General features: G+C 71.6%; 13 protein-coding genes. 3 read left to right on the top strand and 10 right to left on the bottom strand.

Going from position 1 to position 11,968, the window contains the following annotated elements:
- Position 1 precedes the first annotated feature (1 nt).
- The 4 genes from ABZU99_RS10310 to ABZU99_RS10295 form a co-directional block, all read right to left on the bottom strand.
- Positions 2 to 199: a DUF4287 domain-containing protein gene (locus tag ABZU99_RS10310; RefSeq protein WP_355949955.1), complete on the bottom strand. Its 198-nt coding sequence runs from the start codon at positions 197 to 199 to the stop codon at positions 2 to 4.
- Positions 124 to 954: an SAM-dependent methyltransferase gene (locus ABZU99_RS10305; protein ID WP_356227780.1), complete on the bottom strand. Its 831-nt coding sequence runs from the start codon at positions 952 to 954 to the stop codon at positions 124 to 126. Before ABZU99_RS10305 ends, ABZU99_RS10310 begins: the two co-directional genes overlap by 76 nt.
- Before the next feature lie 55 nt (positions 955 to 1,009).
- Positions 1,010 to 1,333 (bottom strand): hypothetical protein, encoded by a 324-nt coding sequence (locus tag ABZU99_RS10300; protein ID WP_355949960.1) that lies wholly within the window; start codon positions 1,331 to 1,333, stop codon positions 1,010 to 1,012.
- Between the two features lie 187 nt (positions 1,334 to 1,520).
- A complete protein-coding gene (locus ABZU99_RS10295) occupies positions 1,521 to 2,402 on the bottom strand; it encodes an alpha/beta hydrolase (protein WP_355949963.1) in 882 nt (293 codons plus the stop codon).
- 155 nt (positions 2,403 to 2,557) lie between these two features.
- Between ABZU99_RS10295 and ABZU99_RS10290 the strand changes: the two genes are divergently transcribed.
- The gene (locus ABZU99_RS10290; RefSeq protein WP_356045125.1) at positions 2,558 to 3,508 is read left to right on the top strand and encodes an MEDS domain-containing protein; all 951 of its coding nucleotides are present in this window, start codon (positions 2,558 to 2,560) and stop codon (positions 3,506 to 3,508) included.
- Positions 3,509 to 3,617: 109 nt separating this feature from the next.
- Positions 3,618 to 5,099 carry a class II fumarate hydratase gene (locus tag ABZU99_RS10285; protein ID WP_356045122.1) on the top strand — a complete coding sequence of 494 codons (1,482 nt, stop codon included), beginning with the start codon at positions 3,618 to 3,620 and terminating at the stop codon, positions 5,097 to 5,099.
- On the opposite strand, the gene ABZU99_RS10280 is transcribed toward ABZU99_RS10285, so the two are convergent.
- Genes ABZU99_RS10280 through ABZU99_RS10270 form a run of 3 tightly spaced genes read right to left on the bottom strand, consistent with a single transcriptional unit; the run spans position 5,035 to position 7,631 of the window.
- Positions 5,035 to 5,829, bottom strand: a complete 795-nt coding sequence (locus ABZU99_RS10280; RefSeq protein ID WP_356045119.1) for a polysaccharide deacetylase family protein — start codon at positions 5,827 to 5,829, stop codon at positions 5,035 to 5,037. The genes ABZU99_RS10285 and ABZU99_RS10280 overlap by 65 nt on opposite strands.
- Positions 5,826 to 6,806 (bottom strand): DMT family transporter, encoded by a 981-nt coding sequence (locus ABZU99_RS10275; RefSeq protein WP_355949974.1) that lies wholly within the window; start codon positions 6,804 to 6,806, stop codon positions 5,826 to 5,828. The genes ABZU99_RS10280 and ABZU99_RS10275 overlap by 4 nt, the downstream gene beginning before the upstream one ends.
- A gap of 6 nt (positions 6,807 to 6,812) precedes the next feature.
- On the bottom strand, positions 6,813 to 7,631 hold the full coding sequence (locus tag ABZU99_RS10270; protein ID WP_355949977.1) for an SDR family oxidoreductase: 819 nt from the start codon (positions 7,629 to 7,631) through the stop codon (positions 6,813 to 6,815).
- A 131-nt stretch (positions 7,632 to 7,762) separates the two neighbouring features.
- On the opposite strand from ABZU99_RS10270, the gene ABZU99_RS10265 reads away from it, so the two are divergent.
- Positions 7,763 to 8,902: a galactosyldiacylglycerol synthase gene (locus ABZU99_RS10265; RefSeq protein ID WP_356045115.1), complete on the top strand. Its 1,140-nt coding sequence runs from the start codon at positions 7,763 to 7,765 to the stop codon at positions 8,900 to 8,902.
- A 111-nt stretch (positions 8,903 to 9,013) separates the two neighbouring features.
- Here ABZU99_RS10265 and ABZU99_RS10260 read toward each other — a convergent pair whose 3' ends face one another.
- The 3 genes from ABZU99_RS10260 to ABZU99_RS10250 all read right to left on the bottom strand — a co-directional run bounded on the left by ABZU99_RS10260 (position 9,014) and on the right by ABZU99_RS10250 (position 11,815).
- Entirely contained in the window at positions 9,014 to 10,048 is a 1,035-nt protein-coding gene (locus ABZU99_RS10260) for an ABC transporter substrate-binding protein (protein ID WP_356045112.1), read from the bottom strand.
- Positions 10,049 to 10,122: 74 nt separating this feature from the next.
- Entirely contained in the window at positions 10,123 to 11,010 is an 888-nt protein-coding gene (locus ABZU99_RS10255; RefSeq protein WP_355949985.1) for an ABC transporter permease, read from the bottom strand.
- Positions 11,003 to 11,815: an ABC transporter ATP-binding protein gene (locus tag ABZU99_RS10250; protein ID WP_355949988.1), complete on the bottom strand. Its 813-nt coding sequence runs from the start codon at positions 11,813 to 11,815 to the stop codon at positions 11,003 to 11,005. The genes ABZU99_RS10255 and ABZU99_RS10250 overlap by 8 nt, the downstream gene beginning before the upstream one ends.
- Positions 11,816 to 11,968: the final 153 nt, after the last annotated feature.

Here is an 11,968-nt window from a genome sequence, read left to right as displayed (position 1 = left end):
CTTACGTGCCGCCGTCTTCGGCGAGGGTGTGCGCCACCAGTGCGCTGGCGTGGCCGTGGCCCAGCCCGTGCCCGCTCTTGAGCCGGCCCACGAGTTCCCTAGGCGTCCGAGACTTCGCCGACGTCACGGTTTGCGGGCCACCCCGCCGTAGGCCCACACCCGGCGCGGGTCGGACTCGGCGCCGATACCCGGACGCCATGCGGGCAGCTGCACCAGCCCCGGGGCGAGGAGGTCGAGGCCGGTGAAGAACTTCCCGATCCCCTGGCCGTCGCGCGCGACCACGGCGACCGGGTGGGCAAAGCGGAGGACGTCGCAGTCCCGCTCGGTGTCCTCGGTGAAATCACCGGTGGCATGGGAGAGGATCAGACAGCTGCCCGGCGCGGCCCAGTCCATGAGCCGGCCGATGAGGCCGACCGGGTCGTCCTCGTCCTCGATGTAGTCGAGCACGAAGGTCAGCGCGATGGCGACCGGCTGCCGGGGGTCGAGCAGCCGGCGCAGCTCGTCATGGGCCAGGATCGCCCCGGGCGAGCGCAGATCGCCGCTGATCATCGTGGTGCCGCGGCCGGCGAGCCGGGCCTGTCCATGGCTGGCCACGATGGAATCGTTGTCCACGTAGACCACGCGGGCCCGTGGATTCAACGCCTGGGCCATCTCATGCACATTCGGGCTGGCCGGCAAGCCCGCGCCGATATCCAGGAATTGACTGATCCCGGAAGCGGCGAGATGACGCACAGCACGGTGAAGAAATCTCCGATTGGACAGCGCCGTGTCCCGAAGCTCGGGGGCGACGCGGAGAAATCGCTGGGCCTCCTCGTAATCGGCGAGGTAATTGTCCTTACCACCGACGAGATAGTTGTAGACCCTGGCCGGATTCGCCTCGGAGGCCGGATAGCGACCGTGGTCGGACGGCTGCCATTTCCGTGTCCTGAGCCCGAGACCGGGCCCGCTGCTCATCATCCGAAATTCCCCTGCCCCTCGCACTGCCTCGCCTCACCGCTTTCGGCCGGGTTCACCGCGGACGCGGTGCCGGACCGGGACGCCAGGTGACCGTTCTTCGCGGCCCCGGTTCGGCCCACGCGACCGGGTCCTTGGACCACTGGTGGAACGGCAGATCGATGTCCGCGGACACCCGGCTGAGCTGCCCCCAGGAGTACACGTCGGAGTGGGCGGCCGCGGCCCGCAGCGCCGCTTCGAGGCAGGCGCGCGCGGTCCGCTCGGCCCGACAGGTGCCGCTCGGGCCGGAGCCTTCCTCTCCGCCGGAGACCTGGAAGGTGCTCCACGCGTACAGGGCTTGGTCCTCGGTGTGAAGCTGGTGCTGCTGGTCGACGTTCACGGGCCCTCTCCAGACACATCCCCAGCGGGCGGCTGTAGCGACGCGTTCAGCATCAAGGAGGGCAGCTCAGCGGCGGTATAGCGGCGGTCTAGAAGTGGCTGCGGCCCACTCCGGGCAGGCAACACCGGTGGAGTCGGCCACAGCCACCGCCCCCGCCGCGCGCCGCGCTACGTGCCGAGCTTCACCCTCACTCGGCGAGCCACGCCACGACCTCACGGTTGATCTGCTCGGGCCGCTCCAGGTGCAGGAAGTGCCCGGCGCCGTCGACCAGTTGCATCCGGGAGCCCGCGGGGAGGTGGTCCTTCGCGCCCCGCACGACGTCGGCGCCGATGCAGCCATCGGCGGTGCCGTGCAGATACAGGGTGGGCGTCCGACCGCTCGCGGTGGTGGCCGCCTGCTCGGCCGCGTATGCCTCGACATGGCGGGACGGGTCGAACAGGGCCCGGTAATAGCCTATCGCGGCGGCCAGATTGGCCGGGTCGCGCAGGCTCTCCTTGACGTGCTCGATGTCCTCGGCGGCATCGTGGTAGCCGGGCGACCAGTCGCGCCACAGCCCGTCGATGAGGGCCATGTCGTGCGCCGCCGCGCCCGCCTCGGCCAGCGGCGTCTGGAACAGGAAGATGTAGAAGGAGCGCTTGAACTGCCCGTAGTCGTAGTGGAAGAAGTCGGCCAGCACCCCGCCCAGCGGAGGCACGGACATCGTGACCGCCTTCCGCCAGCGCTCGGGGGCATGGCCGGTGGCACCGTACGCGGCGATGGCGCCCCAGTCGTGCCCGATGAGCACGGCGTCGCCGTCGCCGCCGAGCGCCTCGTGCAGCGCGTTGGCATCGGCGGCGATCGCGCCCGCCTGATAGGCGCCGTCGGACGGTATGCCGGTGGGTGCGTAGCCCCGCATAAAGGGGGCGACGGCGTGGTAACCGGCGTCCGCGAGTGCGGGCAGCAGATGGCGCCAGCCGTGAGCGGTGTCGGGGAAGCCGTGCAGGCAGAGCGCCAATGGCGCGTCCGCCGGGCCCGCTTCGAAATAGCCGAAATCAAGTCCGTTCGCGTTGACGCTCTTCACCTTTGTCACGGTGAAAATGCTAAGGCACCGTCAGGAGGGCGTCGACAGGGGGCGATCCGGCTGCGCGCCGGGCGCCAGGAGTGGCAGACTGCGGGCTGTACCCGTCCGGATTTCCGCTGACGGCCCACCTGTGTGATGCACCGGCCCAACCCGAGGAAGGCCCTATGACCAGCCCGACCAGCTCCGTCGCGGACCGCCGTGAGGCCATGGTGCACCGTGGTTTCCTCTACCGCGACGAGGCCGAGGTGGTCGATGTCTGCGTCCCCTTCCTGCGCGAGGGCCTGGAGGCCGACGACGCCGTGGCCGTCGTGGCCGCCACGTCCAACATCACCGCCCTGCGGGACGCCCTCGGGCCGGACGCCGCGTCGGTGCAGTTCGAGGAGGCGCTCAACTGGTACCAGCATCCGGTCCGGACCATCGCCGCGTACGACTCCTTTGTGAGGGCCGAGGCGCCGCGCCGGGTCCGGGTCATCGCCGAGCCGGTGTGGCAGGGGCGCACTCCGCTGGAGGTCCTGGAGTGGGCGCGGTACGAGTCCATCGTCAATGCCGCCTTCGCCTACTCCGGCGCCCGCGCGATCTGCTGTTACGACCGGCGTCTGCTGCACCCCGAGATCCTCGACCACGCGCGCCGGAACCACCCCGAGATCATCGACGGCCGGGGCCCGGAGACGAGCGACGCCTACACCGCTCCCGGCCCGTTCAGCGCCACCTGCGACCGGCGCCCCCTCCCGGCCGCCCCGCGCACGGCCGAATCCCTGCCGATCACCACGGCCGGTCTGGATGCCGTGCGCACCTTCGTGGCCGAGCGGGGAAGCCGCTGGGGCGTGGGCCATGACGCGCTGCGCGATGTGGTGGCCGCCGTGGCGGAAGTGGCCACCACCGCCATCCGGCACGGCGGGGCGCCGTCACGGCTGAGCGTCTGGGCCCAGGACGGCGATCTGGTCAGCGAGATCAGCGGACCGGGCCACTGGTACCCCGACTCGCTGTGGGGCTTCTCCGCGCCGGCCGACTCCGAGCCCGCGTTCGGGCTGTGGGGCGTGCGGATGCTGTGCGATGTCGTGCAGATGCAGGCCGACGCGGACGGTACGTGCATCCGGCTGCGCACCCGGATCTGACCGCTCCGCGGCCACGGCGGGTGAGCGAACGGGCGCCGGGTGCGACCCGTGAGGTGCGGCGTCACACTGGATAAGAGGGGGCGACGACCGTGAAGCGGGGTGTGTGCCTATGGGCGGGCTGCCACCCGACCCGCGCCGCCGGCGCCGGGGCGCGAAGGGCGTCCCGAAGGTCCGGGACCTGCCCACTCGTATCGACGCCACCGGCTACCGCCGCGAGACGGACGCGCTGGGGACGGTCGAGGTCCCCGCCGACCGGTACTGGGGCGCACAGACCCAGCGGGCACTGGTCCACTTCTCGATCGGCGAGGACCGGATGCCCCAGGCCGTCCACCACGCCTACGGCTATGTCAAGAAGGCCGCCGCGCTGGTCAACGGCCGCGAGGGCCGGCTTCCCGGGTGGCAGGCGGATCTGATCGCCCATGTGGCCGACGAGGTCGTCTCCGGGGCACTGGACGACCACTTCCCGCTCTCCGTGTGGCAGAGCGGCTCCGGCACCCAGACCCATATGAACGTCAACGAGGTCATCAGCAATCGCGCGATCCAGCTGGTCGGCGGCGCCATGGGGACCAAGGAACCGGTGCATCCCCACGACCACGTCAACATGGGCCAGTCCTCCAACGACACCTTCCCCACGGCCATGCACATCGCCGCGGTCAGCACTCTGCACGACCCTCTGCTGCGCCAGGTGAGCCTCCTGCAGGAGGCGATCGCCGCCAAGTCCCGCACCTGGTACGAGGTCGTCAAGGCCGGCCGCACCCATCTGCAGGACGCGCTGCCGCTTACCGTGGGGCAGGAATGGTCCGGCTACGCGGCCCATCTCTCCGACGCGCTCGAACGGCTGCGCGCCACCCTGCCGGATCTGTACCAACTGGCCATCGGCGGCACCGCCGTCGGCACCGGATGGGGGGCTCCCGAGGGGTTCGGCGCCGCGGTGGCGGAGGAGATCGCCGAAGCCACCGGCCATCCGTTCCGGACGGCGGCCAACTCCTTCGCGGCGCAGGGCGGTCTGGACGCCATGGTCGCCGCCTCGGCCGGGCTGCGCGGCCTCGCCGTACCCCTGATGAAGATCGCAGGCGATATCCGCCTGCTGGCGTCGGGCCCCCGCTGCGGCATCGGCGAGTTGGTCCTGCCCGCCAATGAGCCGGGCAGCTCCATGATGCCCGGCAAGGTCAACCCGACCCAGTGCGAGGCGATGATGATGGTGTGCGCGCAGGTGCTCTCCGAGGACAACACGGTCGCACTGGCGGGCAGTCAGGGCAACTTGGAGCTCAACACCATGCGGCCGATCGTCATCAACAACTTCCTGCACTCCGCCTGGATCCTGTCCGACGCGTGCGAGAAGCTGCGCGTGTACTGCGTCGAGGGCACCGAGCTGAACCGTGAGCGGATCGACGGCCATCTCGCGCGGTCGCTCGCGCTGGTCACCGCGCTGGTCCCGGAGATCGGACACGACAAGGCCGGACGGATCGCGCTGAAGGCGGCCGGCGAGGGCACGACGCTGCGCGAGGCGGCCATCGCCAGCGGCCTCATCGGCGCCGAGGACTTCGACCGTCTCGTCGACCCCCGGAAGATGGCCCGCCGCACCGGCTGAGGTCCCACGTCCCGTGGTCGGCCAGCGGACCCACCTCCAGACCGGCCGCCCGGCATTCGGCCACCAGAGCGGGCAGCGCGGCCAGCGCGGCGCGCCAGCAGCCCGCCGCGGCCGTCCGGTCGGAGTCGTGCAGCAGTACGGTGGCGCCGCCGCGCAGGTCGCGCCGTACGGTGGCGAGCACCGACTGCGGGGTGGCGTTCGCGGACCAGTCCCGGCCCCAGGCCGACCACAGCACGGGGCTGAGCCCGGCCCGTACCGCCGCGAGCCATCGGCCGCCCGTCAGGATTCCGTACGGGGGCCGGTACCACCGCGGCACGGTGCCCGTGACCAGGCGTACGGCGCGGGCCGCCTGGGCGACCTCCCGTACGTCCCGGGCCACCGTCGGCAGCCAGGGGCGGCTGTGGGTCCAGCCGTGGACCGCGAGCTCATGGCCGCGCGCGGCGATCTCGAGCGTCGTGCGCGGACAGCGCATCACCTCCTCGCCCAGGACGAAGAAGGTGGCCCGCACCGCGAGCTCGTCCAGGACGTCCAGGAAGCGCGGGGTGACGCCGGGGTCAGGGCCGTCGTCGAAGGTGAAGGCCACATGGTCGGGGCGCCCGTCACCCGCCAGGGCCGGGAAGAGGGCGCGCCGCGGCCCGGCCAGCCAGGTGCCCGCCGGGGCGATGTGCGCGGCCGCCACCAGCAGCGCCGCGGTGCGCGCCACCGCACCGGACCGCCGGCGCGCGCTCATGGCCTCCTCCCGCCGTCGTCCGGGGCGTCCCGGCCGCCGGGGACCGGTGGCCGGGATGGACCGGTGGTCCGCCGTTCCGTACCCGTCGGGTCGGAGCCGTTGACCGTGTCCCAGCCGTCCGCCATGGCGGGCGAGCGGGTGAGTCCGACGATGCCGGCCGCCATCAGGGCGATGCCGACGATCTCGGGCAGGGTGCGCAGCCCCAGTTCGACGCGTTCGCCGAACAGCACCCAGCCCAGCGCGATGCTGACCAGTGCGTCGCCGAGGGTGAGCGCGGGCTGGGAGGCCGCCAGGGTGCCCGCGCGCAGTGTGCCCTGGAGCAGCAGAAAGCTCAGCAGGCCGACGGCGCACACCGCGTAGAGCGGCCAGCTGGTGAGCACGGCGGCCACGCCTCCGGAGAACCTGCCGGTGAACTCCTTGATCAGGGCCGCGGTGCAGGCGAAGCAGATGGCGGTGGCGCTGCCGAGCACGGCGGCGCGTGCCGCGCCCCGCAGCGCGCGGGCCACCGCCAGCAGGGCACCCACGGCGAGGACCACCGCCACGCCCACGGGGAGCCAGCGGCCGTTCTGTGCCATGGCGTGGCCGCGCGAGGGGTCGGCGGCGGCGAGGAAGAGCGCGAGCCCGGCGGCGAGCGTCACGAACGACAGCCAGGTCCGGCCGTCCGGGCGGTGGCGGAAGACCAGGCTGCCGACCACCAGGGTGAACAGCAGCTCGCTCACCAGCAGCGGCTGCACGACGGAGAGCCTGCCGACGGCCAGCGCGCCCACCTGGGCCACCGCGGACACCACCATCGCGGCGGCTCCGGCCAGCCAGTACGGGCGGCGCAGCAGATGTGCCAGCCGCAGCGCGTTCTGCCGGATCCCCCGGGCACCCTGCTGCTCCCGGTCCTGGTCCATCGCGGCCCGCCGCTGCAGCACGGACGCCGCGCCGTTGCCCAGAGCGGACAGCAGCGCCAGGAGGACGGCCAGGAGGCTCACCGGAAGTCACCCGAAGCGGGAGGCCAGCCGGTGGTACAGCCGGGGTGCCACGGCGCGGACCAGCCCGGGCAGGCGCATCCAGGCCGGTACATACACCTCGTCACGCCCTCCTTCGACCGCGTCCCAGACCGCGTCGGCGATCCGCTCGGGCGGCAGTGGGCGTGGCAGCCGACGGGTGTACGGGCTGCCGCGCCGGGCGAAGAACGGCGTGTCCACCACGCCGGGGACCACATGGGTGACGCGTACGCCCGCCCGGCTGAGCTCGTAGCGCAAGGCGTCGGCGAAGACGCCGAGCGCCGCCTTGGCTGCGGAGTACACCGCCTCGCCCTGCACACCGACGCTGCCCGCGACCGATCCGATGAGCACGATGTGGCCGCGTCGCTCGGCCACCATATGCGGCAGCACCGCGCGCACGAGCCGCATGGCGGCGAGCAGATCTACGCGGACCACCCGATCGATGGCGGTGTGCGGCATGGTGCTGAAAGGGCCCGCCCAGCCCACACCCGCCCCGGCGACGAGCAGATCCACCCGACCGGCGGCCCGCAAGGCCTCCCGAACGAGGTCCCGGCTTCCCTCGGGCATGGCCAGATCGGCGGGCAGGGCGATGGCCGAGGTCCGGGCGGCCACCCGGTCCAGACGTTCCCGGTGCCGGCCGCTGACCAGCAGCCGCCAGCCGTCCTCGGCCGCGAACCGGTCCGCGATGGCGGCGCCGATGCCCGAGGAGGCGCCGGTCACCAGCGCGACCTTGGTGTGTGTGGCAGCGGGGCTCCCCGTGCCGCGCACCGGGCCGCGATGGAGGAGGACGTCCGGGAGGGGACGGATCATGGCATCTCCCTGTCTCGCTGTCACGCCGCCGGCCGGCGGCGCCGGCCGCCGGACACGCGGTTTGACGGCACGCGGAGCGGATACCTCCAGTGAGCCATGAGGAGCCGAGGCTCGCACCATCGGAGGTGATCATGCGTCTGCCGTCCGCCCGCGTCGATGCCCCGGTGGCCGGCCGTGTCCTGGTCGTGAGCGCCGGGATGGGCGCCGGCCATGACGCGGTGGCCCACGAGCTGGTGCGCAGGCTGGAGGCCCTGGGACACGGGGCGGTCCGGGTCGATGTGCTGGAGCTGCTGCCCGCCGGGATCGGGGCCGGGCTGCGTTCCTTCTACCGGACCACGATCCGCCATGCCCCCGTTGTCTACGCGGGCATCTACCGGGCGTTCTTCCGCCCGGGCAGCGGTCGGCGGCCCGGCAGCGCCCCGCTGGCCGCGCTGGCCGAGGACCGGCTGCTGGCCGTCGTCGGACGGGAGCGGCCGAATGTGGTGGTGCCGGTGTTCCATCTGGCCGCGCAGCTCACCGGCCGGCTGCGGGAGCGCGGTGCGCTGGCGGTGCCGAGCGCCGTCGTGGTCACCGATTTCGCGGTGCACCGCCAGTGGCTGCACCCCGGCAACGACCTGCATCTGTGTGTCACCTCCGAGGCCGCCGACACCGTGCGCCGGGCGCTGGGGCGGCCGTCGGTGGCCACTGGCCCCGTGGTGGCGGCGCGCTTCTTCGGCCCGGCGCCGGGGGCGGCGCGGTGGCGGGGGCTCTTCGAGGACCGTGCGCCCGGGAGGCCGCCGGTGCTGCTGTCCGTCGGGGCGTGGGGGGCCGGTACGCGGGTGGCGGCCACGGCACGGCTGCTGGCCGGCGCCGGATATCTGCCGGTGGTGCTGTGCGGCCGGGACGAGCGGCTGCGCCATCAACTGGCGCGGTCGCCGGGGGTGCTGGCTCGCGGCTGGGAGCCGGACATGCCCGGGCTGATGGCCGCCTCACGGGCCCTGGTGGACAACGCCGCCGGGCAGACGGCGCTGGAGGCGCTGGCCGTCGGGGTGCCGGTGGTCGGCTACCGCCCCATCCCGGGGCACGGCCGGGAGGGCGTCCGCCGCATGGACGCGCTGGGCCTGTCGGACTGTGCGATGGACTCATGGGATCTGCTGCGCCTGCTCGACGCGCTCACCGAGCCCTCCCGGATACGGGAGCGCCGTATCTCGGCGGGCCGCCGGCTGTTCGCCGAGGACGCCGCCGTCCGGGTGGCCGAGCAGGCTGCCGGGAGGACGGCGGCGCCGCGCTGAGCCCGAGGGCCTAAGCGGTTACCGCGAAGTCAGGTGCTGATCCTTCTCGGCGTCCAAGCCCTCGGCCAGGCCGAACGGCGAGGAATCAGCGGCGAACCTCACCGCATCCGCTCAGCCCGCCTTCTGGACGAACTCGGTGGTGTACGTCTTCTTCAGGTCCACCGTGGTGTTCTTGAGGTTCGGGTTGAACGCCTTCAGGACGCGCTCGACGGTCGCCGGGCCGTCCGCCGGCATGACCCCGTCCTCGGTGAACATCGGCAGGGTGCTCTTGATGGCCTCCGCGTACAGCTTGGCGCCGCCCTGTGCGTAGTCGCCCGGCATCTTGGCGGCGATGTCCTCGGCGGAGTGCGTGGACATCCACTTCAGGGTCTTCACCAAGGCGTTGGCCAGCTTCTGCACCGTCTCCTTGTGGCCGTTGACCCAGTCGGTGTTCATGTAGAGGGAGGAGGACGGGTACGGGCCGCCGAGCGCGTTCTTGGACCCCTCGGGCGTTCTCATGTCGATGAGGACCTTGCCGAGCTTCTGGTCCACGATCTGTGCGACCGTCGGATCGGTGGTCATCCCGCCCTGGATGGAGCCCTGCTTCAGGGCCGAGATGAAGGTCTGGCCCGCGCCGACGGCCACCGGGGTGAACTCACTGGTCTTCACCCCGCTGTCGACCGCGAGGTACTTGGTCAGGAAGTCGGTGGAGGAGCCGATGCCCGTGACACCGAGCTTCTTGCCCTTGAAATCCTTGGGGGACCTCACCTCGCCGGCCGCCTTGTCGGAGACCACCTCCACCTCGCCGGGGGCGTGGGCGAGCTGGACCACGGACTCCACGTGCTTGCCCTTGACCTGCAGATCCAGGGTGTGGTCGTAGAAGCCGACGACCCCTTGCACATCGCCCGCGACGAGCGAGGTGGTGGCCTGCACCCCGGCGGGCTCGGTGAGCAACTGGACGTCGACGCCCTCGGCCTTGAAGTAGCCGAGCCGCTGAGTGAGCATCGCGGGCATGTAGATGACCTTGTCGAGGCCACCCACCATGATCTTCACCTTGCCGTCCTTGCCGTCGCCGGAGGCCTTGGAGTCGCCGCCGCATGCGGTGAGGGTGGTGAGAGCGAGCGCCGCGGCGATCGCGGCCGCGGAGAACTTGGCAGTGCTGCGCATGGTCACGTCCTTGTGAAGAGAGAAAGAGGGCGAGAGACGAAGAGAGAGACGAAGGGAGGAAGCGGGCAAGGGGGTCAGCGTTCGGAGCCGGGCTGGGAGGGCTTCCAGCGGAAGAGCCGCTTCTCGAGGAAGGTCAACAGCCCCTCGGCGAGCAGTGCCACCACGGCGAGGATCGCCATGGCCGCGTACACACCGGCGGCGTTGAAGGTGCCCTGCGAGGCCGACACCAGCAGCCCGAGCCCCTTGGTGGCGCCGATGTACTCACCGACGATCGCGCCGATCAGCGCGAAGCCGAAGCTGACATGGAGGCTGGTGAAAATCCAAGAGGTGGCGGAGGGAATGACCACCTGGAGCGTGACCTGACGGTCGCCGGCGCCGAGGATCCGCGAGTTGGCCACCAGGTTCCGGTCGACTTCCCGGGCGCCCTGGAAGGCGTTGAAGAAGACCGGGAAGAAGACCAGGACCACGGCCGAGGCGACCTTCGAGGCCGGCCCGAGGCCGAACCAGATGAGGAAGATGGGTGCGAGGACGATCCGCGGCAGCGCGTTGAGTACCTTGATGTACGGGCCGAGCACATCGGCGAGGAAGGCGATCCGGCCGAACGCGATCCCCAGGACCACACCGGCCACCACGCCGATGCCCCAGCCGAGGAGGGCCTCGTAGAGCGTGTACCAGATCTGCTCCCACAGCGAGCCCTGTGCCGTGCCGTGCAGTGCCCACTGCTTGAGCTGGTCCCAGATCTTCGAGGGCATCGAGAAGTTGAACGGATCGATGACGGAGGTGCGGGCGAGCCACTCCCACAGCCCGATGACCCCGGTGAGCACGAGCGCACGGGTGGTCTGGACGAGGATCGCGCGGTTGCGGGCGGCCCGGGCCCGGGCCCGGGAGCGGTCCGTACCGGGGGTCTTGGCGATGGCCGGACCGCACGCCGCGGCGACGGTCTCGGGCGTGGTCTCAGACATGGACCGCTCCCCTCTCGCGGGTGATGCGCACCTCTTCGCCGAGCGAGGACCAGATCTCCCGGTAGATCTCCACGAACCGCGGCTCCAGCCGCACCGCCTCGACCTTGCGGGGCCGTGGCAGATCGATCTCGAAGACCTCCTTGACGGTGGCCGGTCCCGCCGTCATCACCACGACCTTGTCGGCGAGCGCGATCGACTCCTCCAGATCGTGGGTGACGAAGACGACGCAGGCGCCCGTCCCCGCCCACAGCTCCAGCAGTTCGTCCGACATCAGCGCCCGGGTCTGGACGTCGAGTGCCGAGAACGGCTCGTCCATCAGCAGGATCTCGGGGTCGTTGACGAAGGTCGCGGCGAGCGCCACCCGCTTGCGCTGGCCGCCCGAGAGCTGATGCGGATAGCGGTCCTCGAAGGACGAGAGGCCCACGCGGGCCAGCCACTCCCGGGCCCGCTCCCTGGCCTCGGCCTTCGGCACACCGCGGAAGCGCGGACCGGCCATCACATTCGAGAGCACGCTGCGCCAGGGGAAGACCGCGTCCTGCTGGAAGACGAAGCCGACCTTGGAGCCGATGCCATGGACCGGCTCGCCGGCCACCAGCACCTCGCCCTCGGTGGGCTCCTCCAATCCGCTGATCAGGGTCAGCGTCGTGGACTTTCCGCATCCGGTGGGGCCGACCACGGCGACGAACTCACCGCGCCCGACGGTCAGATCCAGATCTTGGACCGCGGTGTGAAGGGCCCCGGACGGAGTCCGGAACGCCTTGCTCGTTCCCCGCAACTCGATGGCGGGGCTGGTGTGGCTGCTCATGGCCGGGAGGCTAGAAGTGACCCCGGCCACACCGGCAGTCTTGTGGGCACTACCTGCCCTTGCGCTCACAAACCCTGTTCTGCTCGTTTTGCTCGCGCCTGGGCAACGAAACCGCTACGGAGACTGGGCATGCGCCCCGGGCCCCCTTACGGT

It is taken from the genome of Streptomyces sp. NPDC005266, assembly GCF_040607655.1.
GTDB lineage: Bacteria > Actinomycetota > Actinomycetes > Streptomycetales > Streptomycetaceae > Streptomyces.
The sequence above is the reverse complement of the archived record's forward strand: the minus strand, read 5'-3'. Positions and strand labels throughout refer to the sequence as shown.

Coding starts and splice junctions, on each gene's coding strand:
- ABZU99_RS10310 (WP_355949955.1), bottom strand. CDS start 199: ATGGCGTCCGGGTATCGGCGCCGAGTCCGACCCGCGCCGGGTGTGGGC.
- ABZU99_RS10305 (WP_356227780.1), bottom strand. CDS start 954: ATGAGCAGCGGGCCCGGTCTCGGGCTCAGGACACGGAAATGGCAGCCG.
- ABZU99_RS10290 (WP_356045125.1), top strand. CDS start 2,558: ATGACCAGCCCGACCAGCTCCGTCGCGGACCGCCGTGAGGCCATGGTG.
- ABZU99_RS10285 (WP_356045122.1), top strand. CDS start 3,618: ATGGGCGGGCTGCCACCCGACCCGCGCCGCCGGCGCCGGGGCGCGAAG.
- ABZU99_RS10280 (WP_356045119.1), bottom strand. CDS start 5,829: ATGAGCGCGCGCCGGCGGTCCGGTGCGGTGGCGCGCACCGCGGCGCTG.
- ABZU99_RS10270 (WP_355949977.1), bottom strand. CDS start 7,631: ATGATCCGTCCCCTCCCGGACGTCCTCCTCCATCGCGGCCCGGTGCGC.
- ABZU99_RS10265 (WP_356045115.1), top strand. CDS start 7,763: ATGCGTCTGCCGTCCGCCCGCGTCGATGCCCCGGTGGCCGGCCGTGTC.
- ABZU99_RS10260 (WP_356045112.1), bottom strand. CDS start 10,048: ATGCGCAGCACTGCCAAGTTCTCCGCGGCCGCGATCGCCGCGGCGCTC.
- ABZU99_RS10255 (WP_355949985.1), bottom strand. CDS start 11,010: ATGTCTGAGACCACGCCCGAGACCGTCGCCGCGGCGTGCGGTCCGGCC.
- ABZU99_RS10250 (WP_355949988.1), bottom strand. CDS start 11,815: ATGAGCAGCCACACCAGCCCCGCCATCGAGTTGCGGGGAACGAGCAAG.